The following is a 23,843-nucleotide window of genomic DNA, read 5'->3' on the forward strand; positions in this document are numbered from 1 at the left end:
TTTGTAAGAGTGGTACGATAATAATTAATTGAAAGCAACGGTAGAAAGGAATATTTATGTTAGAGGCGAAAGTGACTGCTTATATTAATAAAAAACAATTGATTAATCATAATGACACGATTTTGGTTGGTGTTTCCGGTGGGCCGGATTCATTGGCATTGCTTGCTTATTTAAATAGCATAAAAAAATCCTATAATCTAACCCTTGTGGTTGCCCATGTAGATCATATGTTCAGAGGTGAAGAATCATTTGAGGAGTATTTATTTGTAGAAAAAATATGTGAGGAATGGGGAATCCCATTTGAAGGAAGTCGGATAGATGTCCCAAAATATATTAAAGATACAGGTAAAAATCCACAACAGGCATCCAGAGATTGTCGATATGCATTTTATAGGGATATAATGGAAAAGTATGCGGCGCAAAAATTAGCTCTTGCTCATCATAAGGATGATCAAGCGGAGTCAGTCTTAATGAACCTTATTAGAGGGACTTCTGGGATGGCGAGGATTGGAATTCCTCTGAAAAGATTATTCGGGGGTGGATGGATCATACGTCCTTTTCTTGCTGTTACAAGAGAAGATATTCTGGAATATTGTACAGAGATGAATCTCAACCCACGCATAGATCCGAGTAATGAAAAGGATATTTATACCCGAAATCGATTCCGCAAATACATATTACCGATGATAAAAAAGGAAAATAGTAAAGCGCTTGATCATATTCAACGGTTTAGCGAGGATTTGGAGCAAGATGAAGGGTTTTTGATGGTGTTAGCTGAAAAAGAGTATAATTCTCTTGAATTAACTGAAAAGGACGGGATTTTAAAAGTTCCCATATCTTCTCTTGGAAAGGTGCCAAAACCTTTACAAAGGAGGGTGATTCATCTAATATTAAACTATCTTTATCAAGTGAAACCTTATGTATTTTCATACGTACATATAGAGTGTATTCAGTCTTTATTGACAGAATCCAATCCTTCCACCTCCGTGCAATTACCTTCTGGGCTTCAAGTTACGAAAGCATATGATCAGTTGCTTTTCCATTTTGGAAGGCTGCCATCAGTAACTTTATCAAAGGAACTCCGTATACCGGGGAAGACGGCTCTTGCGAATGGCGCCGTTATTGAAACAGTACTGCTGGATCCCTTATCTGAAAAATGGGAGCATGCATCTCGATATACATGTATTTTACCTTTAAGTGAAGAGGACTTACCATTAAGGGTGCGGAATAAGCGGGATGGAGATCGTTATCAGCCTAAAGGCTTCACGGGCCATAAAAAACTGAAAAAGCTGTTTCTTGAACACAAGATACCTGTGCATGAGCGGGAGAGTTGGCCAATTATTGTTAATAAGAATGATCAAATTGTTTGGATACCAGGTCTGCAAAAGATTAATTTAGAAAAGACCCCGATGCCAGCCATCATGATAAAGTATGTTGAATAATGCTCTTCTAGGAGGACTACCGAATGACGATTCATAATGATATTGAGAAAATTTTGATTTCAGAAGAAGAAATCCAAGGCAAAATTAAAGAACTCGGGGCTTTGCTTACAGAGGAATACGAGGATCTTAATCCATTAGTGATAGGTGTGCTGAAAGGTGCAATGCCTTTTATGAACGATTTATTAAAGCATGTAGACAGCTATTTGGAAATGGATTTCATGGATGTTTCCAGCTATGGTACTTCTACGGTTTCAAGCGGTGAAGTTAAAATCATTAAAGATTTAAACACATCTGTAGAAGGCAGAGATTTGCTGATTATTGAAGATATCATAGACAGCGGTCTTACCCTCTCTTATTTAGTGGATTTATTTAAATACAGAAAAGCTAAATCCATCAAGCTTGTCACATTATTGGATAAGCCATCCGGAAGAAAAGCGGATATACATGCGGATTACGCTTGCTTTAATGTACCTGACGAATTTGTTGTCGGATACGGGCTTGACTACATGGAAAAATACAGAAACATTCCATACATTGGCGTGTTAAAAAGGGAAGTTTACGAAACTGCCAAATAGGGATATAGATGATTAATAACCGCTATTCACATAATAGACTGTGCTATGATCTTTATATAAAATATATAAGTAACCTGATTGTAGATACGAATACTATATTTAGTTTTTTGGGAGGAGGTTAGGGATGAACCGTATTTTTAGAAATACCATATTCTATTTACTTATTTTTGTGGCGATTATCGGAGTAGTAAGTGTGTTTAACCAAAATTCCGAGCCAACTAAACATATTTCTAATAATGAGTTTATTGAAAGCCTTGAAAAAGGTGAGGTTAAATCCGCTGATTTACAGGTGGAACGCGGAGTATATTCTGTTAAGGGTCAATTAAAGGATGCTAAGGAAAATGAGTATTATTTAACATATATCCTTGCAGAACAGGCTGAAGAGGTTACTGACTTAATTGATGAACAGGGTGTAAAATCTACAGTTGCTCCAGCAAAAGAAACAAGTGTATGGGTAACATTCTTAACTTCAATTATTCCGTTCGTCATTATTTTGCTATTGTTCTTCTTCTTGATGAATAGTGCGCAAGGTGGCGGAAACAAAGTAATGAGCTTTGGTAAAAGTAAAGCTAAGCTTTACAGTGAAGAAAAGAAAAAAGTGCGCTTCAAAGATGTAGCAGGTGCTGATGAGGAAAAGCAAGAACTGGTTGAAGTTGTTGAGTTCTTGAAGGACCCTCGTAAATTTGCTGAATTAGGTGCGAGAATTCCAAAAGGTGTACTTTTAGTAGGACCTCCGGGAACAGGGAAAACCTTGCTTGCAAGAGCAGTAGCTGGTGAAGCAGGTGTACCTTTCTTCTCTATCAGTGGTTCAGACTTTGTTGAGATGTTCGTGGGTGTGGGTGCTTCCCGTGTGCGTGACCTTTTTGAAAATGCGAAGAAGAATGCACCATGTATTATTTTTATCGATGAAATCGATGCAGTTGGACGTCAGCGTGGAGCTGGCCTTGGCGGGGGACACGATGAACGTGAACAAACCCTGAACCAATTGCTTGTTGAAATGGATGGTTTCGGAGCAAATGAAGGTATCATTATCATTGCTGCTACAAACCGACCTGATATTCTTGACCCGGCTCTTTTACGTCCAGGCCGCTTTGACCGACAAATTACGGTTGACCGTCCTGACTTAATTGGAAGGGAAGCTGTACTTCGTGTACATGCACAAAACAAACCGCTTGATGAAAATGTGGATCTTAAAGCAATTGCGATGAGAACCCCAGGTTTCTCCGGTGCTGATTTAGAAAATCTCTTGAATGAAGCTGCTTTGGTAGCTGCAAGACAAGATAAGAAAAAAGTAGATATGAGCGACATTGATGAAGCAACGGATCGTGTGATTGCCGGTCCTGCTAAAAAAAGCCGTGTCATTTCTAAGAAAGAAAGAAATATTGTTGCCTTCCATGAATCCGGACATACGGTTATCGGGTTGGTACTTGACGAAGCAGATATGGTCCATAAGGTAACAATTGTTCCGCGTGGCCAGGCAGGTGGTTATGCTGTAATGCTTCCGCGTGAAGATCGTTACTTTATGACTAAGCCTGAACTGTTCGATAAGATTACCGGATTATTGGGCGGACGTGTTGCTGAAGAAATTGTCTTTGGTGAAGTGAGTACAGGAGCTCATAATGACTTCCAACGTGCTACAAGTATTGCCCGCAAAATGGTAACTGAATATGGAATGAGTGATAAACTCGGACCGATGCAATTTGGCCAGGCTTCAGGAGGCCAAGTATTCTTAGGTCGCGATATTAATAGTGAGCAAAACTATTCTGATAAGATTGCTTATGAAATTGATATCGAAATCCAAAATATCATCAAAACTTGCTATGAACGTGCAAGAAAAATTCTTACTGAAAACCGCAGTAAGTTAGACTTAATTGCTAATACATTACTTGAGATTGAAACGTTAGATGCTGAACAAATTCGCCACTTAGCGGATTATGGTAAGTTGCCTGAGCGTAAGGTAGCGAGCGATGTTACAGTGAATGTATCAGCTAAAAAGGAAATTCTGTCTGAGGATCTATCCAAAGACGATACAATATCCGAGCAAAGAGAAGATGATCAAACTCCTCCTACACCACCGGATATGGAAACAAACGATCCTAATAAATTGTAAGAATTCTGAGTGTCCCATCATATGAATGGGGCACTTTTTTTGAAAAGGGATAGAATGCTAACAGGAAGTTGGTCATGAAGGCGTTGCCACAGGATGTGGCGTACTTAGTCTTTGTTCGTTAAATAAGGGGCTTCAGCTTTTTGATTAATCCAGCTTCAGGGCCTAGGAGCTCGGGACATAAGCATGATCTCTGCGGGAGGAAAGAGCACCTCCCTCCGAGTATTCGTCTTATGCTTGTCGCTCCTGACCAGTCGTCTCAGCTTTTTGATGTAATCTAGCTTCAGGGCCTAACCGCTCGAGACATAAGTGTAGCTGCTGCGGGAGAGAAAAAGCGCTCTCCCTCCGCACCTCCTCTTATGCTTGTCGCGGTTGACCAAGGCCCTTCAGCTTTTTTGATAGGGGGTTTTTGCATGTTATTGGTGATGGATGTGGGGAATACGAATATTTCGATTGGTGTTTATAGGGATGATGATCTTTGTTTTCATTGGAGAATTGGTACGAATCGGGGAAAAACTGAAGATGAATACGGAATGATATTTAATCAGTTGTTGAGTCATGTTGGGTTAACCTTCCATGATGTAAAAGGAATGATTCTTTCCTCTGTTGTGCCTCCCATAATGTCTTCACTTGAAAGAATGTGTACAAAATACTTTCAACTGAGGCCTTTGGTTGTTGGGCCTGGTGTTAAAACGGGATTAAATATAAAATATGATAATCCTAAAGAAGTTGGGGCAGATCGAATCGTGAATGCTGTGGCTGCAATTCATGATTATGGAGCGCCAATCATTATAGTAGACTTTGGTACAGCGACAACGTATTGTTATGTAAATGAGCATAGCCAGTATTTAGGAGGGGTGATTGCCCCGGGAATTGAAATTTCTACAGAGGCGCTCTATTCGAAGGCTGCTAAACTGCCCAGGATAGAGATTGTTCGTCCTGCCAATATCATTGGGAAGAATACAGTAAACGCTATGCAGTCCGGCGTTTTATATGGTTTTATTGGACAGGTAGAAGGAATTGTAACCAGGATAAAAAAACAGAGTAAGCAGAATCCTATGGTTATCGCTACTGGCGGAAGAGCATCTATGATTGCAAATGAAACATCCATAATTGATGTTGTCGATCCGTATTTAACATTAAAAGGTCTGCAAATCATCTATTCAAAGAATATACAACAATAATCCTGTAATGGATTTGGAAGGAGTTTATCATGAACGATTATTTAGTTAAAGCACTAGCATTTGATGGACAAGTAAGGGCGTATGCAGTCTCAAGTACGCAAACTATTGCAGAGGCACAAAGAAGACAGGATTCTTGGCGTACAGCATCTGCTGCGTTGGGAAGAGCAATGACAGCGGCTGTAATGATGGGAGCCATGCAAAAAGGCGAAGCAAAGATTACTATTAAAATTGAGGGTGATGGTCCGATTGGTCCGGTTATCATTGATAGTAATGCAAAGGGTGAGGTTAGGGGATATCTGACAAACCCTCATGTTGATTTTGAGTCTAATGAACATGGAAAACTTGATGTAAGACGTGCTATTGGTACAAATGGTACGTTAACTGTTGTTAAAGATATTGGATTAAGAGATAATTTCTCTGGCCAAGTTCCTTTAATTTCAGGCGAGCTTGGTGAAGACTTTACTTATTATTTTGTTGCCTCTGAGCAAACTCCTTCATCTGTAGGAGTCGGTGTTTTGGTTAATCCGGATGACTCGATTCTTGCTGCGGGTGGATTTATTATCCAGCTAATGCCCGGCACGGAAGAAGAGGTTATAGAAAAAATAGAGAAAGCTCTAGGATCAATTCCGCCTATATCCAAAATGATTCAGGATGGTTTAACTCCGGAAGAAGTACTTAATAAAGTATTGGGAGAAACAAACGTAAAAATATTAGAAAAAATGCCAATATCGTTCCAGTGTCAATGTTCCAAGGATAGGATAGCAAATGCTTTAATCAGTCTTGGAAAAGAAGAATTAGAAGATATGATCGAGACAGATGGTCAGGCTGAAACCCAATGTCATTTCTGTAATGAAAAATATATATTTACCAAAGAGGAGCTTCAGGAGCTAAAAGACACAGCTAAGTAATTTATTGGAGGAGTTACTTTGTCAAGTAAGCAATGTTGGTCCATTATCGCCGGTTTAATTCTATTGAATATTGTGACTGTCCTTTACTTTACGGTGGGGGAAAATTCAATGAAGGAAGATGCAACGGAAATTGTTGCTGCAGTAGGGGATGAAGAGATTAGCCGTCCAGACTGGCTCGCTGAATTGGAAAGGATACATGGCAAAGATGTATTAACTACAATGGTAAATGAAGAAGTTATTCTTCAATTGGCGGCTAAGCATCAGCTGACTGTTTCTGAGGATGAGATGAAAGTGGAGGCTGTTCTTCGGCAAGCGTTATATGGTTTTACTGGAAATTCACCCGCTCATATAAGTGATAAGGAGCACAAAAAGAAACTTGAAGTTTCAATTCTGCTTGAGAAGTTGTTGACAAAGGATGCCGTTATAACAGACAAGGAAGTTGAGTCTTACTATAAAAGTAATGAAAGCTTATTAAAGTTCACTGATCTCTATCGTCTATCCCATATCGTACTTAGTGAAAAGGCAAAAGCAAATGCGATTATTAAGGAATTGAAGGCGGGAACTGATTTTGCTGCAATGGCAATAGAGCGCTCGGAAGATAAATATACGGCCAATAATGGTGGAGAATTAGGGTATATATCTTTAGATTCCGAGTCTGTCCCTGAAGAATATAAAGAAACTGCGGCTTCATTAAAACCAGGGGAATGGAGTCAGCCAATTAAGATCAAGGATGGATATGCGATACTCTATTTGCGTGATCAGATTGGTAAATCCGAACTATCCTTTGGAAAAATAAAATCTAATCTTAAAAGAAAGACTGCAATGGAACAAATGAATATACCTGTATCTGCAGATATGCTTTGGGAACAGTATGATGTGGATTGGATTTATGGAAAATAGAGTCATGTGCTCTATTTTCTTTTATATACTGTAAATGAGCCATAAAGATTATTTCACATGGTTAGATGCGAGAAAATCTGGGAATTTAGAAGTATAATAGTTGACAGAAAGCGTAAAAATAGCTAAATTGTATATAAAACCAATGAAAATACTATGGATTAGGGGTGGATAAGTTGGGTAAAATAGCAAATAATATTTCTGAATTAATAGGTAATACACCTGTTGTTAAATTAAATAAGATTGTAGAAGATGGATCTGCAGAGGTTTATTTGAAATTGGAATATATGAATCCGGGAAGCAGTGTTAAGGATCGTATCGCACTTGCCATGATTGAAGATGCCGAGGAAAAAGGTCTTCTAAAGCCGGGTACAACGATAGTTGAACCAACAAGCGGTAATACAGGCATTGGGTTGGCATGGGTTGCAGCAGCAAAAGGGTATAAAGCTATATTGGTAATGCCGGATACAATGAGTATGGAACGCCGTAACTTATTGAAGGCATATGGAGCCCAACTTATTCTTACTCCTGGTAAAGATGGAATGAAAGGTGCAATTGCTAAGGCGGAGGAACTTGTTAATGAACATGGGTACTTTATGCCGCAGCAGTTTAAAAATGAGGCCAATCCAGAAGTCCATAGAAAAACAACCGGTAAAGAAATTGTAGAACAAATGGGCGATCAATTGGATGCCTTTATATCCGGTATAGGTACAGGCGGAACTATTACGGGTGCTGGAGAAGTGCTGCGTGAGAAATACAAAGATATTAAAATTATTGCAGTTGAACCAGCGGATTCACCGATTCTATCAGGCGGTACTCCAGGGCCTCACAAAATTCAGGGGATTGGTGCAGGCTTTATACCTGATACATTAAATACAAATATTTATGATGAAATTATAAAAGTTGAAAATGAACAAGCCTTTGAACAAGCAAGAAAAGCTGCTAAAGAAGAGGGTATTCTTGGTGGTATTTCTGCAGGGGCAGCTATTTTTGCAGCATTGGAAGTTGCCAAAAAACTTGGTGCCGGCAAAAAAGTTCTAGCAATCATCCCGGATAATGGTGAAAGATATTTAAGTACACCATTATATAACTTTGAAGATTAATCGTATAGAAGAGTAAATAAGCTAAACATATGGAGGAGGCTAAATGCCTCCTTTTGTTTTGGTTTTCTGTGTTTCTTTCTTTTTTACAAATAACATGTGGTATAGTGATTTGCATAGAGTAATTTCGGAGTCTAATTAAAGGAGCAAATTATTATGGAACTACCACAAAAAAAGATGATTCTAGAATGTGGACAATATAGATTGGAACTTGGACAAAGCACTAAGATTATGGGAATTTTAAATATCACTCCGGATTCGTTTTCTGATGGAGGCCAGTTTAACAAAGTAGAACAAGCGGTTTTGCGTGCAAAGGAAATGATAAAAGCTGGAGCAGATATCATTGATATCGGTGGTGAGTCGACGAGACCTGGCCATCAGCGAATTTCGTCAGATGAAGAATTGGAGCGAATCATTCCTGTTATTAAGGAATTAACAAAAGAGATCAATGTACCGATCTCGGTAGATACATATAAAGCGGATGTGGCAAAAGAAGCACTTCATGCAGGGGCAACTATCATAAACGATGTTTGGGGAGCTAAAGGTGATGAGGAAATGGCCCGTGTTGCTGCCGATTCAGGCGCTCCGATCATCCTCATGCATAATCGTAAGCAGGCTTCCTATGATCATTTTTTGCGTGATGTTTTAAATGATTTATATGAAAGTATTCAGATTGTTAAAGATGCTGGAGTTAGTAACGATAAAATTGTGCTGGATCCAGGTATCGGCTTCGCGAAGTCACTGGAGGAGAACTTGCTGATGATGCGAAATTTAGACATATTGACCAGCCTGGGTTACCCCGTCTTATTGGGAACATCACGTAAATCAATGATCGGCAGAACACTTGATCTACCAGTAGAGGAAAGAATGGAAGGTACAGGGGCGACAATATGTTTAGGGGTTCAGCAGGGGTGTCAAATCATAAGGGTGCATGATGTGAAAGAGATGTCCCGTATGGCCCGTATGATGGATGCGATGCTTGGAAAGGTGAAAGTAAATGGATAAAATAATTCTTGAAAATATGGAATTTTATGGATACCATGGTGTTTATGAAGAAGAAAATAAGCTTGGACAGCGTTATAGAGTAAGTGCAGAATTGTATATGGATCTGCAAGTCGCCGGAGAAACAGATGATCTGAATAAATCGGTTAATTATGCTGAAATATACACTTTATGTAAGGCTATTGTGGAAGGAAAGCCATATAATCTAATCGAAGCAGTGGCAGAAAAGATATCAGCAGAAATTTTAGGCACATATTCAATTATTCATTCATGCAAAATCAAGGTTGTGAAACCAGACCCACCGATACCGGGTCACTACGATTTTGTTGCAGTTGAGATTATAAGGGAGCAAGAGCAGCATGATGAATAAAGTTTATATTGGATTAGGTACAAATGTAGGGGATAGAGAATCGAATTTAAAGGATGCCATAAGCGAATTGGCAGCAGTACCTGAAATTGAGATTATATCTTTATCATCTATATATGAGACAAATCCAGTAGGCTATTTAGAACAAGGTAAATTTTTGAATATGGTTGTTTGTATAAACACAACTTTCGATGCACAAACACTATTGGTTACCTGCATGAAGATAGAACAAAATCTTGGCAGAAAAAGGGAAATTAGGTGGGGTCCGCGAACAATAGACCTTGACATTTTGTTATATAATCAAGAAAATATTGTAACGAAAAACCTAATTGTCCCTCATCCGCGGATGCTTGATAGGGCCTTTGTGGTTATCCCGCTCGTGGAGATAGATAAGGACATCATTCTGCCTAATATGGAAAAACCTATAAGGGAAATCATGGATGATATCCCCGAAAAAGAAGGGGTTCGGATATGGAAGCGGAAAAATGGGGAAGGCGTATTAGGGCATTTAGAAAGCTGAAAGGTTTTACTCAAGAGGAATTTGCAAGGGAGTTATCTGTCTCTGTCTCAATGCTTGGCGAGGTAGAAAGAGGCAACCGAATACCCTCTGAGCGCTTTTTGCAGGATATTGCAAATCAGTTGGACATTACAGTGGAGGAACTAAAACCTCTCGTTAAATAGATTTAATGATAAGTGCAAGTAAAGGATAGGGAGGAATTGAATTGTTGAAGATTGGCAATGTCGAAATGAAGAATCCGGTTGTACTTGCACCTATGGCCGGAGTTTGTAACTCAGCATTTCGTTTAACAGTTAAGGAATTTGGGGTAGGGCTTGTTTGTGCAGAAATGGTTAGTGATAGGGGAATAATTTATGGAAATGAAAAAACCCTCAACATGCTCTATATTGATGAACGAGAAAAGCCATTGAGCCTTCAAATTTTTGGTGGAGAAAAAGAATCGCTTGTTCAGGCTGCTCAGTTTGTGGATAAGAACACCAATGCAGATATAATTGATATTAATATGGGCTGTCCTGTTAACAAGATTATTAAATGTGAAGCGGGAGCCAGATGGTTACTAAATCCGGATAAGATTTATGAGATGGTTTCAGCTGTAGTTGATAAAGTAGATAAACCGGTTACGGTTAAAATGAGAATTGGCTGGGATGACAAGCATATATTTGTTGAAGAGAATGCAAGGGCAGTTGAAAGAGCGGGCGGAAGTGCGATATCTGTCCATGGACGTACTCGGGTTCAAATGTATGAAGGAACGGCAAACTGGGATTATATCCGTATGGCAAAAGAAGCTGTCAATATACCGGTTATTGGAAATGGGGATGTACAGACTCCGCAGGATGCCAAGAGGATGCTTGAAGAAACTGGCTGTGATGGAGTCATGATCGGTCGTGCTGCACTCGGGAATCCGTGGATGATGTACCAAACCGTTAAGTATTTAGAAAATGGGTTCCTTTTGCCGGAGCCATCTGTTCGTGAAAAAATCGATGTTTGCGTCCTGCATCTTGACCGCCTTATTGCATTGAAGGATGAGTTTATCGCTGTGCGTGAGATGAGAAAACACGCAGCTTGGTATTTGAAAGGTATTAAAGGAAGCGGTAGAATCAGAAATGAGATAAATGAGTGCAACACACGTGAACAATTGGTAGGGCTGCTTTATAATATGGTGGAAGATATTGAACTCCATGAAGCCGTTCGTGCAGTTTGATGATTTGACAGTACCTGATATACTGTATAATAAGTATGTAGAAACTGCCGGTAAAACCGGCAGTTTTTATGATACTTTTAAAAGGATAATGATATTTTTTATATATTAGGTTCTAAGGTTGTGTAAAATAAAGGAACAGTATATACGTGATAGAGATGGAGTGGAAATAAGATGAGCAATTATGAAGAATTAAACGACCAATTAAAAGTCAGACGTGACAAAATGAACCGCATCCAAGAAATGGGCATAGATCCATTTGGCAAAAGATTCGAACGTACACATTTGGCTCAAGAAATTAGCAATGAATATGCAGATGTGGAAAAAGAGGATTTAGAAGCAAAGAATGCGGAAGTATCTATAGCTGGCAGAATTATGACAAAGCGTGGAAAAGGAAAAGCAGGCTTTGCTCATATTAAAGATGTGAGCGGTCAAATTCAAATATATGTGCGTAAAGATGCTATTGGGGAAGAAGCTTATGAGCTATTCACTATGGCTGACCTTGGCGATATTGTAGGTATTAAAGGAACGGTATTTAAAACTAAAGTGGGAGAGCTTTCTATAAAAGTAAGCCAGTTTACATATCTTACTAAGTCCCTTCGTCCTCTTCCGGAAAAATATCATGGATTAAAAGATATTGAAGAGCGCTATCGTAAGAGATATTTAGACTTAATTACAAGTGAAGAAAGCCAAAAAACATTTGTAACACGCAGTCGTATCATTCAAGCAATGAGACGTTACTTTGACGACCAAGGATTCCTTGAGGTTGAAACACCAATGCTTCATTCAATTGCTGGTGGTGCATCTGCACGTCCGTTTATAACGCATCATAATGCGCTTGATATGCCTATGTATATGCGTATTGCCATTGAATTACACTTGAAAAGGCTTATTGTTGGTGGTTTGGAAAAAGTATACGAAATCGGCCGAGTATTTAGAAATGAAGGAGTGTCCACAAGACATAATCCTGAGTTCACAATGCTTGAGCTTTACGAAGCTTATGCTGACTACAATGATGTAATGGACTTGACTGAAAATGTCATTGCTTATATTGCAAAAGAAGTTTTAGGAACAACTGTCATTCCTTACGGTGATTATGAAGTGGATTTAACACCAAAATGGACAAGACTTCATATGGTAGATGCAATTAAAGAATACGTAGGTGTAGATTTCTGGAAAGAAACATCAGTTGAAGAAGCGCGTGCGCTTGCTAAAGAACATGATGTCCAAATTACTGAATCTATGACATACGGTCATATTGTTAACGAATTCTTCGAGCAAAAAATCGAGGAGAAGTTAATACAACCAACCTTCATTTATGGTCATCCGGTAGAAATTTCTCCGTTGGCTAAAAAGAATGAGGATGATCCACGCTTTACTGATCGTTTTGAGTTATTTATCGTGGGACGTGAGCATGCGAACGCCTTCACTGAGCTAAATGATCCAATTGATCAGCGTCAACGCTTTGAAGCGCAATTAAAAGAGCGTGAACAAGGTAATGATGAAGCACATATGATGGACGATGATTATATAGAAGCATTGGAGTATGGTATGCCTCCAACAGGAGGTCTTGGAATTGGTATGGACCGTCTAATTATGCTACTAACTAATTCACCTTCAATTCGTGATGTACTGTTATTCCCGTTAATGAGACATAGATAAGATTTTAAAGAAGAAGCTGCCGATTAAGGGCAGCTTCTTCTTTATTTTCTTTCATTCGTATAATTGATATATGAAGATAAGGATATAAATCTAAGCTTCATAGTATAAGAAAGGATAAAAACAAAAACTTTTATAAAAAAGTATTGCAAAATAAAAAACAAGGTGGTATATTAATAAACGTCGCTGCTGCAGTATTAAATACGAAGCAAGCGATAAAGAAAAAAATAAAAAAAGTTGTTGACATGAGGTTGCTAACTTGGTATGATAGTTAAGTCGCCAAAACGACAACGAAACAGATTGTTCTTTGAAAACTAAACAAAACGAAACGCCAAGCAAGTCTAAAATTAAGAGATTTTTAATCTCGTCAATTTGCTTTAAAATTTAGCTAGATCAAACATCTTTCGGAGAGTTTGATCCTGGCTCAGGACGAACGCTGGCGGCGTGCCTAATACATGCAAGTCGAGCGAATCTAAGGGAGCTTGCTCCCGAAGGTTAGCGGCGGACGGGTGAGTAACACGTGGGCAACCTGCCCCTAAGATTGGGATAACTCCGGGAAACCGGTGCTAATACCGAATAGTTTCCAACACCACATGGTGTTGGAAGGAAAGTTGGCTTCGGCTAACACTTAGGGATGGGCCCGCGGCGCATTAGCTAGTTGGTGAGGTAACGGCTCACCAAGGCAACGATGCGTAGCCGACCTGAGAGGGTGATCGGCCACACTGGGACTGAGACACGGCCCAGACTCCTACGGGAGGCAGCAGTAGGGAATCTTCCGCAATGGACGAAAGTCTGACGGAGCAACGCCGCGTGAGCGAAGAAGGCCTTCGGGTCGTAAAGCTCTGTTGTCAGGGAAGAACAAGTACCGTTCGAATAGGGCGGTACCTTGACGGTACCTGACCAGAAAGCCACGGCTAACTACGTGCCAGCAGCCGCGGTAATACGTAGGTGGCAAGCGTTGTCCGGAATTATTGGGCGTAAAGCGCGCGCAGGCGGTCCTTTAAGTCTGATGTGAAAGCCCACGGCTCAACCGTGGAGGGTCATTGGAAACTGGGGGACTTGAGTGCAGAAGAGAAGAGTGGAATTCCACGTGTAGCGGTGAAATGCGTAGAGATGTGGAGGAACACCAGTGGCGAAGGCGACTCTTTGGTCTGTAACTGACGCTGAGGCGCGAAAGCGTGGGGAGCAAACAGGATTAGATACCCTGGTAGTCCACGCCGTAAACGATGAGTGCTAAGTGTTAGGGGGTTTCCGCCCCTTAGTGCTGCAGCTAACGCATTAAGCACTCCGCCTGGGGAGTACGACCGCAAGGTTGAAACTCAAAGGAATTGACGGGGGCCCGCACAAGCGGTGGAGCATGTGGTTTAATTCGAAGCAACGCGAAGAACCTTACCAGGTCTTGACATCCTCTGATAACTCTGGAGACAGAGCGTTCCCCTTCGGGGGACAGAGTGACAGGTGGTGCATGGTTGTCGTCAGCTCGTGTCGTGAGATGTTGGGTTAAGTCCCGCAACGAGCGCAACCCTTGATCTTAGTTGCCAGCATTCAGTTGGGCACTCTAAGGTGACTGCCGGTGACAAACCGGAGGAAGGTGGGGATGACGTCAAATCATCATGCCCCTTATGACCTGGGCTACACACGTGCTACAATGGGTGGTACAAAGGGCTGCAAAACCGCGAGGTCGAGCAAATCCCATAAAACCACTCTCAGTTCGGATTGCAGGCTGCAACTCGCCTGCATGAAGCTGGAATCGCTAGTAATCGCGGATCAGCATGCCGCGGTGAATACGTTCCCGGGCCTTGTACACACCGCCCGTCACACCACGAGAGTTTGTAACACCCGAAGTCGGTGGGGTAACCCTTACGGGAGCCAGCCGCCGAAGGTGGGACAGATGATTGGGGTGAAGTCGTAACAAGGTAGCCGTATCGGAAGGTGCGGCTGGATCACCTCCTTTCTAAGGAAAATAGACTTATTGGCCAGTAGTTTTGTTTAGTTTTGAAGGAGCAATCCTTCGCAATAATCGTTCTTTGAAAACTGGATAATGTAATGTAAGGCAAAGTAAATGCGTTTTAATAAAAACCGAGTAAGAGTTTTTTAACGGTTAAGTTAATAAGGGCGCACGGTGGATGCCTTGGCACTAGGAGCCGATGAAGGACGGGACTAACACCGATATGCTTCGGGGAGCTGTAAGTAAGCTTTGATCCGGAGATTTCCGAATGGGGAAACCCACTGCCCGTAATGGGGCAGTATCTTACACTGAATTCATAGGTGTATGAAGGCACACCCGGGGAACTGAAACATCTAAGTACCCGGAGGAAGAGAAAGCAAATGCGATTTCCTGAGTAGCGGCGAGCGAAACGGAATCAGCCCAAACCAGATGGCTTGCCATCTGGGGTTGTAGGACACTCATTGTGGAGTTACAAAGGAACGGGGTAGATGAAGCGACCTGGAAAGGTCCGTCAGAGAAGGTAACAACCCTGTAGTCGAAACTTCGTTCCCTCCCGAGTGGATCCTGAGTACGGCGGGACACGAGGAATCCCGTCGGAATCCGGGAGGACCATCTCCCAAGGCTAAATACTCCCTAGTGACCGATAGTGAACCAGTACCGTGAGGGAAAGGTGAAAAGCACCCCGGAAGGGGAGTGAAAGAGATCCTGAAACCGTGTGCCTACAAGTAGTCAGAGCCCTTTTATGGGTGATGGCGTGCCTTTTGTAGAATGAACCGGCGAGTTACGATCCCATGCAAGGTTAAGTTGATGAGACGGAGCCGCAGCGAAAGCGAGTCTGAATAGGGCGTTTGCAGTATGTGGTCGTAGACCCGAAACCAGGTGATCTACCCATGTCCAGGATGAAGTCCAGGTAACACTGGATGGAGGTCCGAACCCACGCACGTTGAAAAGTGCGGGGATGAGGTGTGGGTAGCGGAGAAATTCCAATCGAACCTGGAGATAGCTGGTTCTCTCCGAAATAGCTTTAGGGCTAGCCTCGAGTTTAGAGTCTTGGAGGTAGAGCACTGTTTGGACTAGGGGCCCTCATCGGGTTACCGAATTCAGACAAACTCCGAATGCCAAAGACTTATACTCGGGAGTCAGACTGCGAGTGATAAGATCCGTAGTCAAAAGGGAAACAGCCCAGACCACCAGCTAAGGTCCCAAAGTATACGTTAAGTGGAAAAGGATGTGGAGTTGCCCAGACAACCAGGATGTTGGCTTAGAAGCAGCCACCATTTAAAGAGTGCGTAATAGCTCACTGGTCGAGTGACTCTGCGCCGAAAATGTACCGGGGCTAAACGTATCACCGAAGCTGTGGATGCATACCGTATGGTATGCGTGGTAGGAGAGCGTTCTAAGGGCTGTGAAGCATGACCGGAAGGACATGTGGAGCGCTTAGAAGTGAGAATGCCGGTATGAGTAGCGAAAGAAGGGTGAGAATCCCTTCCACCGAATGCCTAAGGTTTCCTGAGGAAGGCTCGTCCGCTCAGGGTTAGTCGGGACCTAAGCCGAGGCCGAAAGGCGTAGGCGATGGACAACAGGTTGATATTCCTGTACCACCTCTCTTCCATTTGAGTGATGGGGGGACGCAGTAGGATAGGGTAAGCGCGCTGTTGGATATGCGCGTCCAAGCAGTTAGGCCGATGAGCAGGCAAATCCGCTCATCACATAAGGCTGAGCTGTGATGGCGAGGGAACTATAGTACCGAAGTTCCTGATTCCACACTGCCAAGAAAAGCCTCTAGCGAGGAAGAAGGTGCCCGTACCGCAAACCGACACAGGTAGGCGAGGAGAGAATCCTAAGGTGATCGAGAGAACTCTCGTTAAGGAACTCGGCAAAATGACCCCGTAACTTCGGGAGAAGGGGTGCTCATTAGAGGTTTATAGCCTCGAAGAGCCGCAGTGAAAAGGCCCAGGCGACTGTTTAGCAAAAACACAGGTCTCTGCGAAGCCGCAAGGCGAAGTATAGGGGCTGACGCCTGCCCGGTGCTGGAAGGTTAAGAGGAGCGCTTAGCGCAAGCGAAGGTGCGAATTGAAGCCCCAGTAAACGGCGGCCGTAACTATAACGGTCCTAAGGTAGCGAAATTCCTTGTCGGGTAAGTTCCGACCCGCACGAAAGGCGTAACGATCTGGGCACTGTCTCAACGAGAGACTCGGTGAAATTATAGTACCTGTGAAGATGCAGGTTACCCGCGACAGGACGGAAAGACCCCGTGGAGCTTTACTGCAGCCTGATATTGAATTTTGGTACAGCTTGTACAGGATAGGTAGGAGCCTTTGAAGCCGGAGCGCCAGCTTCGGTGGAGGCATCGGTGGGATACTACCCTGGCTGTATTGACATTCTAACCCGCACCCCTGATCGGGGTGGGAGACAGTGTCAGGTGGGCAGTTTGACTGGGGCGGTCGCCTCCTAAAGAGTAACGGAGGCGCCCAAAGGTTCCCTCAGAATGGTTGGAAATCATTCGCAGAGTGTAAAGGCACAAGGGAGCTTGACTGCGAGACCTACAAGTCGAGCAGGGACGAAAGTCGGGCTTAGTGATCCGGTGGTTCCGCATGGAAGGGCCATCGCTCAACGGATAAAAGCTACCCCGGGGATAACAGGCTTATCTCCCCCAAGAGTCCACATCGACGGGGAGGTTTGGCACCTCGATGTCGGCTCATCGCATCCTGGGGCTGTAGTCGGTCCCAAGGGTTGGGCTGTTCGCCCATTAAAGCGGTACGCGAGCTGGGTTCAGAACGTCGTGAGACAGTTCGGTCCCTATCCGTCGTGGGCGCAGGAAATTTGAGAGGAGCTGTCCTTAGTACGAGAGGACCGGGATGGACGCACCGCTGGTGTACCAGTTGTTCTGCCAAGAGCATAGCTGGGTAGCTACGTGCGGACGGGATAAGTGCTGAAAGCATCTAAGCATGAAGCCCCCCTCGAGATGAGATTTCCCATAGCGCAAGCTAGTAAGAACCCTGAAAGATGATCAGGTTGATAGGTCCGAGGTGGAAGTGTGGTGACACATGGAGCTGACGGATACTAATCGTTCGAGGACTTAACCAAATGAATCAAGCATACTTGCCAAACTTACATTATCCAGTTTTGAAAGAATGATTTCTTTCTAACCAAATAGTCCGGTAATGATGGCGAAGAGGCCACACCCGTTCCCATTCCGAACACGGAAGTTAAGCTCTTCAGCGCCGATGGTAGTTGGGACGCGAGTCCCTGTGAGAGTAGGACGTTGCCGGGCTATTTTTTATATTGGAGGATTAGCTCAGCTGGGAGAGCATCTGCCTTACAAGCAGAGGGTCGGCGGTTCGATCCCGTCATCCTCCACCATTATTGTGAGCCATTAGCTCAGTCGGTAGAGCATCTGACTTTTAATCAGAGGGTCGAAGGTTCGAGTCCTTCATGGCTCATTTTTTTTAGATAAATAAGCGAGTGAGCAGGAACGATAACCTCATTGGCCTAAGTTCTTATCACTGCTTTACTGTATAATGCGGAAGTAGTTCAGTGGTAGAACATCACCTTGCCAAGGTGAGGGTCGCGGGTTCGAATCCCGTCTTCCGCTCCAATGCCAAGTTATATGCCGGGGTGGCGGAATTGGCAGACGCACAGGACTTAAAATCCTGCGGTAGGTGACTACCGTGCCGGTTCGAGACCGGCCCTCGGCACTCTATATGCGCCCGTAGCTCAATTGGATAGAGCGTTTGACTACGGATCAAAAGGTTAGGGGTTCGACTCCTCTCGGGCGCGCCATTATATCGGGAAGTAGCTCAGCTTGGTAGAGCACTTGGTTTGGGACCAAGGGGTCGCAGGTTCGAATCCTGTCTTCCCGACCATTTTAAAAATTTGGGGCCTTAGCTCAGCTGGGAGAGCGCCTGCTTTGCACGCAGGAGGTCAGCGGTTCGATCCCGCTAGGCTCCACCATAGTCCGGTAATGATGGCGAAGAGGCCACACCCGTTTCCATTCCGAACACGGAAGTTAAGCTCTTCAGCGCCGATGGTAGTTGGGACGCGAGTCCCTGTGAGAGTAGGACGTTGCCGGGCAGCCAAAACCAGTTCAAATTGAACTGGTTTTTTTGTATTTTAGGGAAAAAAGATCCTTTTTACAGGAAGGTTTCAGGGTTTTAAAAAAGGAAATTTGGGTAGAATTGAAGTATTGGTTTTTTATAAAAAGGTTAATTGTGCAGTATACATATAATAAGTTAGAGTAAAGTATAATGATTGCCAAATTGAGGATGCTTTTGTATAATTATAGTCAAATATAGTCAAAGTCAAAACAGTGAGAGGGGGAGCCTATATGAAAAATATATCCGATATTATTGAAAATTATTTGAAGAGCGTTCTCGATATAAGCGAGAAAGAATTGGTAGAGATAAAAAGAAGCGAAATTGCTGATAAGTTCCAATGCGTTCCCTCTCAAATTAATTATGTGATCAATACTCGTTTTACAATCGAAAGAGGTTATCTGGTAGAAAGTAAACGGGGTGGTGGGGGTTATATTCGTATAATGCGGGTACAGTCCCATGACAGAGCACATTTAATTGAACAAATCAGTAATTTGGTTGGACAGCGTATCTCTCAAAGTAATTCTGAAGATTTAATTGGCAGATTAGTTGAGGAAGAAGTTATATCTTCACGGGAAGCAAAAATCATGTTGAGTGTAATGGACCGTTCTGTACTCCATTATGATTTACCTGAACGAGATGAATTGCGCGCGCGAATCTTAAAAGCGATGTTTATGACATTAAGGTATAAATGAGTTGCTACGGAGAGGGTGAAAACAATGCTTTGTCAGGAATGTAACGAAAGACCCGCTACGATGAAGGTTACAAAAATCGTTAACGGCAAACAAATGGAAGTAAACCTTTGTGAATATTGTGCTGAAGAAAAAGGCGATTTTTTTTCATTCAATAATCTGTTAGCAGGTTTATTAAATATGGGATTAGGTATGAAATCAGCCGACTCTAAATCGCCCTTTAGTAATGAAGATCAACTGATATGTCCCCATTGTGGATTAACATACCGTGAATTTGTTAATATCGGTCGGTTTGGATGTTCGGAGTGCTATAAGACATTCAATCCATATTTGGAATCCATATTAAGAAAATTGCATGGAGGGAATGTTCATCATAACGGAAAAATTCCTAAACGTGCTGGCGGAACTTTACATATAAGAAAGCAAATAAATGATTTAAAGGCTCAAATCAATGATTATGTTGAGGCAGAGGAATTTGAGAAGGCTGCAGAAGTCAGGGATCAGATTCGTTCATTAGAGAAGGAAATTGAAGCCTCTCAAGAAGGGGGCGAACAAAAATGACAATTGAACACTTTATGGAGAATGCCATCAGCTCATGGATGAACCAGGAAGGGCCGGAATCGGATATTGTATTGAGCTCAAGAGTCCGATTGGCCAGAAACGTAAAAAATGTCGCCTTTCCGATCGTTTTTTCACAGGAAGAAGCCAAAAGATTACTAAAAAAAGTTGAAGATCGTATTGGCGGTCAGTATCTTTCAGGATTAGGACATTTGGAAATGGTAAAAATGATAGATCTAAATCCATTAGATAAGCAAGTACTGGTAGAAAAACATTTAATAAGCCCTCTGTTGGCAAAACATAAAGATGTAGGTGCCTGCCTTATTTCAGAAAATGAAGAAGTCAGCATAATGGTTAATGAAGAAGATCATATCCGAATTCAATGTCTTTATCCTGGACTGCAAATTTCTGAAGCTCTCGAAGTAGCAAGCAGAATTGATGATTGGGTAGAGAGTGAATTGGACTATGCATTTGACGAAAAGATTGGATATCTAACAAGTTGTCCAACGAATGTTGGAACTGGATTAAGAGCATCTGTCATGGTTCATTTACCGGGCATTGTGTTAACAAGACAGATAGACAGAGTGGTATCTGCTATTAATCAATTAGGATTGGTTGTGCGCGGTATCTATGGTGAGGGCAGCGAGGCACTGGGAAATATATTTCAAATATCCAATCAAATGACGCTCGGAAAGACCGAGGAAGACATCGTTGATGATTTAACCAGTGTAGTGGAACAGATTATTATGCAGGAAAAGGCAGCAAGGGACACATTAGTACAATCATCAAACATACAATTGGAAGATAGGGTTTTCCGTTCACTTGGTATACTGTCTCATGCCAGAATCATTGAATCCAAGGAAGCGGCAAAATGTTTATCAGATGTTAGATTAGGTATTGATTTAGGTTACATTCCTAATATATCTAAACATATATTAAATGAATTAATGATTGTTACTCAGCCTGGATTCCTTCAGCGATATGCAGGAGGGGAGTTAAATTCAAAAAACAGGGATATTCGAAGGGCTACTTTAATCAGGGATCGATTATTGATGGAAGATAAAACACAAGATGAATAGGAGGAAAACATAATGATGTTTGGTCGATTCACAGAAAGAGCACAAAAAGTATTGGCACTTGCACAGGAAGAGGCAATTAGGCTTGGGCATAATAATATTGGCACTGAACATATCTTGCTTGGTTTAGTGAGAGAAGGGGATGGAATAGCTGCTAAAGCGCTCTATGCTCTTGGGTTAAGTCCTGAAAAAATTCAGGAAGAGGTTGAGAGCCTGATTGGTAAGGGATCTGAGACTGTACAAACTATTCATTATACTCCTCGTGCTAAAAAAGTCATTGAATTGTCTATGGATGAAGCCAGAAAGCTGGGACATTCTTATGTAGGTACTGAACATGTCTTATTAGGGTTAATTCGCGAAGGCGAAGGTGTAGCAGCCCGTGTTCTGAATAATCTGGGTGTAAGTTTGAATAAAGCAAGACAACAGGTATTACAACTCTTAGGCAGCAATGAAGCAGGTATTCATCAGGGAGGATCATCTTCTGTAGCAAGCACGCCTACCTTGGATAGCCTTGCCCGGGATTTGACTGCGATTGCGAGAGAAGGCAGCCTGGATCCGGTAATAGGAAGAAATAAAGAAATACAACGGGTTATTGAGGTATTAAGTCGTCGTACTAAAAATAATCCTGTGCTTATTGGTGAACCGGGAGTCGGTAAAACAGCAATTGCAGAAGGACTCGCCCAACAAATCATTAATAATGAAGTTCCTGAGATCCTTCGAGATAAAAGAGTTATGACACTCGATATGGGGACAGTTGTTGCCGGTACGAAATATCGCGGTGAATTTGAAGATCGCCTTAAAAAAGTGATGGATGAAATTCGTGCTGCAGGTAATGTTATTCTGTTTATTGATGAACTCCATACCTTAATTGGTGCAGGCGGAGCCGAAGGAGCAATTGATGCCTCCAATATTCTAAAACCTTCATTGGCTAGAGGGGAGTTGCAATGTATCGGAGCCACAACACTTGATGAATATAGAAAATATATTGAAAAAGATGCAGCTTTGGAAAGACGCTTTCAGCCAATTCAGGTTGACGAGCCAACAATTGAGGAATCTATCCAAATACTTAAAGGCTTGCGCGATCGCTATGAGGCACATCACAGAGTATCAATCACAGATGAAGCAATCGATGCTGCAGTTAAGCTATCTGATCGGTATATCTCCGATCGGTTCCTACCAGATAAGGCAATTGACCTGATTGATGAATCAGGTTCCAAGGTAAGACTCCGTTCCTACACTACGCCGCCTAATTTAAAGGAACTTGAAGTTCGCCTGGAAGAGGCACGAAAAGAGAAGGATGCGGCTGTTCAAAGTCAGGAATTTGAAAAAGCGGCATCATTGCGTGATATCGAACAAAAATTACGTGAAGAACTTGAGAATACAAAACGTGAATGGAAAGAGAAACAAGGGAAAGAAAACAGCGAAGTTACTGTAGAAGATATTGCGCACGTTGTATCGAGCTGGACTGGTATACCGGTTACGAAGCTTGCACAAACTGAATCTGATAAGCTTCTGAATATGGAGGAGATTCTCCATAACCGTGTGATTGGTCAGGAAGAAGCAGTTATAGCTATTTCTAAAGCTGTGCGTAGAGCAAGAGCTGGACTGAAAGATCCTAAACGTCCAATCGGGTCATTTATCTTCCTTGGTCCTACAGGGGTTGGTAAAACAGAATTAGCTAGAGCACTGGCCGAATCAATGTTTGGCGATGAAGATGCAATGATTAGAATTGATATGTCTGAGTATATGGAAAAGCATTCAACATCCCGCCTTGTTGGGTCACCTCCAGGATATGTTGGGTATGAGGAAGGCGGACAATTAACAGAAAAGGTTCGTCGTAAACCATATTCCGTTGTGCTTCTTGACGAAATTGAAAAAGCGCATCCGGATGTCTTTAATATCCTGTTACAGGTATTAGAAGATGGACGTCTGACAGATTCAAAGGGTAGGACAGTTGATTTTCGTAACACAATTTTGATTATGACTTCCAATGTCGGAGCTCACAGTTTGAAAAAGAATCGTTATGTTGGGTTCAATATGCAGGATCAAGGCCAGGATTATAAAGATATGAAAGGCCAGGTTATGGAAGAATTAAAACGTGCTTTCCGTCCAGAATTCCTAAACAGAATTGATGAGATTATTGTGTTCCACTCTCTGGAAAAAGAGCATTTGAAATCGATTGTTACGTTGCTGGGTGACCAGCTGATTAAACGCTTGGCTGAGCAGGATATTAATCTTGAATTGACGGAAGCGGCAAAAGGAAAAATTGTAGAAGAAGGCTATGATCCTGATTATGGAGCACGTCCTTTGAGAAGATCTATCCAAAAACATGTTGAAGACTTCTTATCAGAACAACTGTTGAAAGGAAAGATTGAAAAAGGTAAAAAAATTACTATCGATGTGGTTGATGGTGAGTTTACTGCCAAAACAGGGGATGAAGTAATAGCTGCTAAGTAAGAAATATTGGTTTGAGGGCACTGCCATAGGGTTGTGCCCTTTCCTTACAGATAGCTATAAAT

17 protein-coding genes, 7 tRNA genes and 4 rRNA genes are annotated in these 23,843 nt (G+C 42.3%); all 28 read left to right on the forward strand.

The genetic code is table 11. From position 1 onward, the window contains the following. Positions 1-56: 56 nt before the first annotated feature. The 28 genes from tilS to clpC all read left to right on the forward strand — a co-directional run bounded on the left by tilS (position 57) and on the right by clpC (position 23,781). A complete protein-coding gene (gene tilS / locus F7984_RS00360; RefSeq protein WP_148631333.1) occupies positions 57-1,442 on the forward strand; it encodes a tRNA lysidine(34) synthetase TilS in 1,386 nt (461 codons plus the stop codon). 23 nt (positions 1,443-1,465) lie between these two features. After that, a complete protein-coding gene (hpt, locus tag F7984_RS00365; protein WP_151675502.1) occupies positions 1,466-2,017 on the forward strand; it encodes a hypoxanthine phosphoribosyltransferase in 552 nt (183 codons plus the stop codon). 124 nt (positions 2,018-2,141) lie between these two features. Further along, the gene (gene ftsH, locus F7984_RS00370; protein ID WP_066103115.1) at positions 2,142-4,127 is read left to right on the forward strand and encodes an ATP-dependent zinc metalloprotease FtsH; all 1,986 of its coding nucleotides are present in this window, start codon (positions 2,142-2,144) and stop codon (positions 4,125-4,127) included. Between the two features lie 410 nt (positions 4,128-4,537). Beyond that, positions 4,538-5,308: a type III pantothenate kinase gene (locus tag F7984_RS00375; RefSeq protein WP_151675503.1), complete on the forward strand. Its 771-nt coding sequence runs from the start codon at positions 4,538-4,540 to the stop codon at positions 5,306-5,308. Positions 5,309-5,337: 29 nt separating this feature from the next. Further along, entirely contained in the window at positions 5,338-6,216 is an 879-nt protein-coding gene (gene hslO / locus F7984_RS00380; RefSeq protein WP_066103109.1) for an Hsp33 family molecular chaperone HslO, read from the forward strand. An 18-nt stretch (positions 6,217-6,234) separates the two neighbouring features. Continuing rightward, a complete protein-coding gene (locus F7984_RS00385) occupies positions 6,235-7,116 on the forward strand; it encodes a peptidylprolyl isomerase (protein WP_066103106.1) in 882 nt (293 codons plus the stop codon). A gap of 173 nt (positions 7,117-7,289) precedes the next feature. Further along, positions 7,290-8,216: a cysteine synthase A gene (gene cysK, locus F7984_RS00390; protein ID WP_066103103.1), complete on the forward strand. Its 927-nt coding sequence runs from the start codon at positions 7,290-7,292 to the stop codon at positions 8,214-8,216. Between the two features lie 153 nt (positions 8,217-8,369). Further along, positions 8,370-9,218: a dihydropteroate synthase gene (gene folP, locus F7984_RS00395; protein ID WP_148631327.1), complete on the forward strand. Its 849-nt coding sequence runs from the start codon at positions 8,370-8,372 to the stop codon at positions 9,216-9,218. Further along, on the forward strand, positions 9,211-9,585 hold the full coding sequence (gene folB, locus F7984_RS00400; RefSeq protein ID WP_151675504.1) for a dihydroneopterin aldolase: 375 nt from the start codon (positions 9,211-9,213) through the stop codon (positions 9,583-9,585). The genes folP and folB overlap by 8 nt, the downstream gene beginning before the upstream one ends. Then, complete coding sequence (folK, locus tag F7984_RS00405; protein WP_151675505.1) at positions 9,575-10,102, forward strand: 2-amino-4-hydroxy-6-hydroxymethyldihydropteridine diphosphokinase; 528 nt, start codon at positions 9,575-9,577, stop codon at positions 10,100-10,102. The genes folB and folK overlap by 11 nt, the downstream gene beginning before the upstream one ends. Next, entirely contained in the window at positions 10,054-10,263 is a 210-nt protein-coding gene (locus F7984_RS00410) for a helix-turn-helix domain-containing protein (RefSeq protein WP_066103093.1), read from the forward strand. The genes folK and F7984_RS00410 overlap by 49 nt, the downstream gene beginning before the upstream one ends. A gap of 41 nt (positions 10,264-10,304) precedes the next feature. Continuing rightward, on the forward strand, positions 10,305-11,300 hold the full coding sequence (gene dusB / locus F7984_RS00415) for a tRNA dihydrouridine synthase DusB (RefSeq protein ID WP_151675506.1): 996 nt from the start codon (positions 10,305-10,307) through the stop codon (positions 11,298-11,300). 171 nt (positions 11,301-11,471) lie between these two features. Then, complete coding sequence (gene lysS / locus F7984_RS00420; protein ID WP_148631318.1) at positions 11,472-12,959, forward strand: lysine--tRNA ligase; 1,488 nt, start codon at positions 11,472-11,474, stop codon at positions 12,957-12,959. A 398-nt stretch (positions 12,960-13,357) separates the two neighbouring features. Next, positions 13,358-14,910, forward strand: a 16S ribosomal RNA gene (locus tag F7984_RS00425). Between the two features lie 145 nt (positions 14,911-15,055). Then, positions 15,056-17,991, forward strand: a 23S ribosomal RNA gene (locus F7984_RS00430). A 70-nt stretch (positions 17,992-18,061) separates the two neighbouring features. Then, positions 18,062-18,178: ribosomal RNA gene (rrf, locus tag F7984_RS00435) — 5S ribosomal RNA — on the forward strand. A 13-nt stretch (positions 18,179-18,191) separates the two neighbouring features. After that, positions 18,192-18,267: transfer RNA gene (locus tag F7984_RS00440), tRNA-Val, on the forward strand. Between the two features lie 7 nt (positions 18,268-18,274). Continuing rightward, positions 18,275-18,347 (forward strand) — tRNA-Lys (locus tag F7984_RS00445). Positions 18,348-18,427: 80 nt separating this feature from the next. Next, a tRNA-Gly gene (locus F7984_RS00450) sits at positions 18,428-18,502 on the forward strand. A 14-nt stretch (positions 18,503-18,516) separates the two neighbouring features. Then, a tRNA-Leu gene (locus F7984_RS00455) sits at positions 18,517-18,602 on the forward strand. 8 nt (positions 18,603-18,610) lie between these two features. Beyond that, positions 18,611-18,687: transfer RNA gene (locus F7984_RS00460), tRNA-Arg, on the forward strand. Between the two features lie 6 nt (positions 18,688-18,693). After that, positions 18,694-18,770 (forward strand) — tRNA-Pro (locus F7984_RS00465). A 12-nt stretch (positions 18,771-18,782) separates the two neighbouring features. Next, positions 18,783-18,858 (forward strand) — tRNA-Ala (locus F7984_RS00470). 3 nt (positions 18,859-18,861) lie between these two features. After that, positions 18,862-18,978: ribosomal RNA gene (rrf, locus tag F7984_RS00475) — 5S ribosomal RNA — on the forward strand. The 16S, 23S and 5S rRNA genes sit together here with 7 tRNA genes alongside, the layout of an rRNA operon. 253 nt (positions 18,979-19,231) lie before the next feature. Continuing rightward, the gene (locus tag F7984_RS00480; protein ID WP_066103078.1) at positions 19,232-19,693 is read left to right on the forward strand and encodes a CtsR family transcriptional regulator; all 462 of its coding nucleotides are present in this window, start codon (positions 19,232-19,234) and stop codon (positions 19,691-19,693) included. Positions 19,694-19,717: 24 nt separating this feature from the next. Then, a complete protein-coding gene (locus F7984_RS00485; protein WP_140462334.1) occupies positions 19,718-20,251 on the forward strand; it encodes a protein-arginine kinase activator protein McsA in 534 nt (177 codons plus the stop codon). Next, entirely contained in the window at positions 20,248-21,327 is a 1,080-nt protein-coding gene (locus tag F7984_RS00490; protein ID WP_066103072.1) for a protein-arginine kinase McsB, read from the forward strand. The genes F7984_RS00485 and F7984_RS00490 overlap by 4 nt, the downstream gene beginning before the upstream one ends. Before the next feature lie 12 nt (positions 21,328-21,339). Next, a complete protein-coding gene (clpC, locus tag F7984_RS00495) occupies positions 21,340-23,781 on the forward strand; it encodes an ATP-dependent protease ATP-binding subunit ClpC (RefSeq protein ID WP_066103069.1) in 2,442 nt (813 codons plus the stop codon). Positions 23,782-23,843 lie beyond the last annotated feature (62 nt).

Origin of the sequence: Pradoshia sp. D12 (assembly GCF_008935075.1) — a bacterium.
In the GTDB taxonomy this organism is placed as follows: domain Bacteria; phylum Bacillota; class Bacilli; order Bacillales; family Pradoshiaceae; genus Pradoshia.